The 4,169-nt window shown below is 70.9% G+C and carries 4 protein-coding genes; 2 read left to right on the top strand and 2 right to left on the bottom strand.

Annotation, left to right across the window (positions count from 1 at the left end; genetic code table 11):
• The first annotated feature begins 305 nt into the window (after positions 1-305).
• Positions 306-1,379: a LuxR C-terminal-related transcriptional regulator gene (locus ABZ646_RS41715; protein ID WP_360531530.1), complete on the top strand. Its 1,074-nt coding sequence runs from the start codon at positions 306-308 to the stop codon at positions 1,377-1,379.
• On the opposite strand, the gene ABZ646_RS41710 is transcribed toward ABZ646_RS41715, so the two are convergent.
• Entirely contained in the window at positions 1,342-2,322 is a 981-nt protein-coding gene (locus ABZ646_RS41710; protein ID WP_360531527.1) for a helix-turn-helix transcriptional regulator, read from the bottom strand. The genes ABZ646_RS41715 and ABZ646_RS41710 overlap by 38 nt on opposite strands.
• Positions 2,323-2,365: 43 nt before the next feature.
• Positions 2,366-3,331, bottom strand: coding sequence for a helix-turn-helix transcriptional regulator (locus ABZ646_RS41705; protein ID WP_360531524.1), 966 nt, complete (start codon positions 3,329-3,331; stop codon positions 2,366-2,368).
• 399 nt (positions 3,332-3,730) lie between these two features.
• Between ABZ646_RS41705 and ABZ646_RS41700 the strand changes: the two genes are divergently transcribed.
• The gene (locus ABZ646_RS41700; RefSeq protein WP_360531533.1) at positions 3,731-4,027 is read left to right on the top strand and encodes a (2Fe-2S)-binding protein; all 297 of its coding nucleotides are present in this window, start codon (positions 3,731-3,733) and stop codon (positions 4,025-4,027) included.
• Positions 4,028-4,169 lie beyond the last annotated feature (142 nt).

The following is a 4,169-nucleotide window of genomic DNA, read 5'->3' as shown; positions in this document are numbered from 1 at the left end:
GGCCCGCCCGGCAACGCGCCACCCCCGTGGGCGCGTTGCCGGGGCCTCGACCCGAGCGGGAGAGGCCGGTTCGAGGCCCCGCCGGGTGCCGTGTGACACCCGTGGGAAGCGATCTCCACGATGCCGTCCGCACCCCCTGCCCACCACCGTCATCTTGTTGCAACGGGGCCTGCGGAGGCAGGCGGATACGGGGGCGTACCCGCGCATAACGGCGCCCGGTGCGCGAGGAGCCGTGTTGCGGAGCCGGTCAGGACCGCTCATAGTTGCGCTGCGGAAGAGGCAGCAAACCGGGGGTGGAATGGGCGATGGCCGGGCACGGGACGGAGGAGCATCCACACGGAGCCGACCGACTGTGCGCCGCCGGGGACCGCGTGTACTCCCGGGCCGTGCGCCGGGGCCGGGTCGCGCGCACGGATGCCGACGCGGTGCCCTGTCTGCTGGAACTGGCGCTGCTGCACCCTGACCCCGACGACATGGCCTGGCTGGTGCCGACCTCCCCGCAGGAGGTCATGACCCGGCTGCTGCGCGGGGTCTACGACGAGGTGACGGACAGCCAGCGACGGGTGGGCTCGGCGGTGGCGGCGTTCGAGTGGTACGCCGGGCTGGGGCGGCACCTGCCGGCCCTGACGGCCGCCGCCGACGGCACGGCGGCGATCCGCGTCCTCGACGGGCTGTCACGGATCCAGGCGGCCATGGACGAGGCGACGGAGGCCTGCACGACCGAGGTGCTCACCGTGCAGCCCGGCGGCATCCGCCGGGAGTCGGAGCTGACCGAGGGCCTGCACCGGGCGCTCGCCCTGCGCGGCCGCGGCGTGCGGATGCGCGACCTCTACACCCATGTCGCCCGGCACGGCCAGGGACTGCTCAACTACCTGGAGCTGATGGGCGACGCCGTGGAGGCCCGGACCCTCGACGAGGTCATCGACCGGCTGATCCTCTTCGACCGCACGGTCGCCTTCATCCCCGCGAACGCGGACCGCACGATGGCCCTGGAACTGCGCCACCCGGCCCTGGTCGAGTACTTCGTCACGGTCTTCGAACGCCTGTGGCGCCTGGCGATCCCGCTCACCGCCGCACTGCCCGACACCGGCATCGAGGGCATCTCGCACCGGGAGCAGTCCATCGCGGCGCTGCTCGCCGAGGGCCACCAGGACGCGGTGATCGCGGAACGTCTGGGCATCAGCGTCCGCACCTGCCGTGCCCACATCGCCCGGCTCTCGGAGACGCTGGGCGCGGCCAGCCGTACCCAACTGGGCGTGCGGATAGCCCAGGTGGGCCTGGACCGGCCGCCGGGCGGGGCGAGCGGGGTGCCGGACCCGGCGAGCGGGGCACCGGCCGCGATCAGGCTTCCCGATCAAGGATCCCCGAGCGTCCGATGAGATAACCGAGTTGGGCGCGGCTGTCGCTGCCGAGGGTCATGGCCAGCTTGGCTATGTGGTCGCGGGCGGTGCGCACGTTCATGCCGAGGCGTTCCGCGATGACGGCGTCCGTGTGGCCCTCCACGAGGAGGGCGGCGATCGCCCGCTGGCGCGGGGTGACGCCGTTGACCGTGGGGCGGTGCGCCACGTCCGGGTAGATGGGGGTGGCCAGCCGCCACAGCCGGTCGAAGGTGGTGACGAAGTACGTGAGCAGCGCCGGATGCCGGACCTCCAGGGCGAGCGAGCCCTCGGGATCGGCGGGCACGAAGGCGACCGTGCGGTCGATGACGATCAGCCGGTCGGGCAGTTCGTCCAGGCCGCGGGCCTCGAAGTCGCCCCGTACCTCCTCGAAGACGCCGTACACCTCCGGCACATGGCGCAGGGTGTGCTGGTAGAGGGCGCGGATGCGGGCGCCCCGGTCGAGGATCGCCTGGTCGCGGTTGCGGGCGGCCGCGGTGGCGGCCCGGCCGCGGGCGCCGGTGAGACCGGCGTGCGACTGGATGCAGAGCACCTCCCGGCCGGCCTCGGCCATGGCGTCGGTGATGGCCTGGTTGATGCGGCGGGTGCCGCTGTGCAGCCGCAGCGTGGGCGTGTCGCCGGCCGGCGGGCTCGGCGCGTGGACCTTCATCAGCGGTTCGAACAGCTCCACGAGCTGTTCCTCGCGCCGCCGTTCGTCGGCGATGCGGGCGGCGGCCGAGCGCAGCAGCCGGTGCAGGGCCGCGCCGGGGGGCTCGGGCTCCAGCCGGTCCAGGTCGTCGAGGGCCGGGTGGAGGAGGCCGAAGTCGGTCAGGCAGGGCGCGTCGGCGGCGTCCCGGGCACTGACGTACCCGGTGCGCAGCGCGCGTTCGTACAGCTTCGCGCCGACCGGGCACAGCTCCTCGACACCGTGCTCGCAGCGGGTCACCGGGTACCGTCCGGATGCGCGTGCGCGAGAGGGCGGGCGGCCGTCACCGACGGCCACCCTCCTCGGGGAGTTTGTTCTCCAGGATCCCCGACTGGGCGATCAGGTAACCGAGTTGGGCGCGGCTGCCGCTGCCGAGCACCTGGGCCAGCTTGGCGATGTGGGCCCGGCAGGTGCGGACGTTCATGCCGAGCCGACGGGCGATGGCCTCGTCGACGTGGCCCTCGACGAGCAGTTTCGCGATCGAGTGCTGGATGTCGGTGATGCCGTCGGGAGCCGTCTCGTAGGGGGCACCTGCGCTCAGCGGCACCGCCCGGGTCCACATGAACTCGAACACCTTGATGAGGTACCGGACCAGACCCGGGTGGCGCAGTTCCAGAGCGACCTGCTGGTCCTCACGGGTGGGGATGAAGGCGACCGTCTCGTCACAGATGATCAGTCGCTCCACCAGCTCGTCTATCGAGCGGTACTCCACCTTGCCGTCGGCGAGCTGGGCCCCGTAGGCCAGTTTCTCCTGGCTGTAGCGGGCGGTGTGCTGGTACAGCGTCCGGATCCGGACGCCCCGGTCTATGAGGGGTCTGTCGCGTTCCAGCCCGCGCAACATGCTGGCCTCGGAGATCCGGTCGCTGGGCTGGACGGTCAGCATCTCCGTGTGGCACTGGGCCGTGGCCAGGTTGAGCGCGGCGTTGATGCGCTCGCCGCCCTCCAGCACCGTGATGGAGCCGCCGCCCGCCGCCGACTGGCCGCCGATGGACAGGAAGGGTTCGAAGACGCCGGCGATGTCGGTGGCCAGCCGACGGCGTTCGGTGATCTCGCGTTCCAGGGGGTTGAGTCGCTGGGCCAGGGCGATCGCCGGCGGCACCGGCCGCAGCAGGTTCGGGTCGTCGGGGTCGGGGTGCAGCAGGGCGGAGTCCACCAGGCAGGGCGCGGGTTCCGCGTCCGCGCGCGCGATGCCTCCGGCACGCAGCGCGGCCGCATACAGGCGACTACCCTCCGTACACAGCTCGTTCATGGCATGGGGATGTGTCGCATTTGAGTTGTTTGTTGCCAAAACTCCACCCCCCAGGGTCCTGAACATGCAGGAACATGATGCACCGATTGTGTGGCCATGACGTGCCCGAATGAGCCATCGTCGTACCTGACGGGGGAAAAGGGGACCTTCAAGTGAGGACGAAGCCGAAGATGCGTAACAGACTGCTTCGCTCGGTACTTGTCGCCGCCTTGTCCGCCGTCGCAGCCTTCGGGGTGCTCAGTGGTTTTTCGGCCGCCGGCAAGAGTGAGGTACGTGCGAACAGCAGCTGGCCGGCGGTTGCCGTGAACTCCGAGACTGCCGGCGCTACTGATTCCGTGACCGATGGAGCCGGGAGCTGAAGTGACCACCCCACCCGACGACCGATCCTTCCGCCGTGAGATGGCGACCGCCTACCGATCCGGCTGGCACTTCATCGACCTGGTCACCGCCATCCCCCACAGTGGTGACTCGCTGATGGTGGCTGTCTTCGGTGAACCGGTCGTGGTCACGCGGGACGAGGACGAGGACGTACGGGCGTATCGATGCCTGCGCAAGCCGCGGGGCGCGCCACAGCCCGTGCGCTGTGCCGTTCGGTACGGAATGATTTTTGTGAACCTGGACCAACGGGACCACCGGCTGGCTGAGCCGGAGGTGCCGGACGTGAGGACCATCTCGGCCACCCCCCGCAGTGCCTGACGCGATTCCCCCGTCGTAAAAAGATCGCGCAGGTGCTTCCCCCCGCAGCGGGGGGGGGGGGGGGGGGGAAACCGGGGGCCCCGCCCCCGATTTTTGTGTTTTTTTTTTTTTGAGCCCGGTATGGGCGCCCCCACCCCAGGCG

It is taken from the genome of Streptomyces sp. NPDC007162, from assembly GCF_040634175.1.
Classification (GTDB): Bacteria; Actinomycetota; Actinomycetes; order Streptomycetales; family Streptomycetaceae; genus Streptomyces.
The sequence above is the reverse complement of the archived record's forward strand: the minus strand, read 5'-3'. Positions and strand labels throughout refer to the sequence as shown.

Excerpts from the sequence above, each read along its gene's own strand:
- ABZ646_RS41700 (WP_360531533.1), top strand. The coding sequence starts at position 3,731 with ATGGCGACCGCCTACCGATCCGGCTGGCACTTCATCGACCTGGTCACC.
- ABZ646_RS41715 (WP_360531530.1), top strand. The coding sequence starts at position 306 with ATGGCCGGGCACGGGACGGAGGAGCATCCACACGGAGCCGACCGACTG.
- ABZ646_RS41705 (WP_360531524.1), bottom strand. The coding sequence starts at position 3,331 with ATGAACGAGCTGTGTACGGAGGGTAGTCGCCTGTATGCGGCCGCGCTG.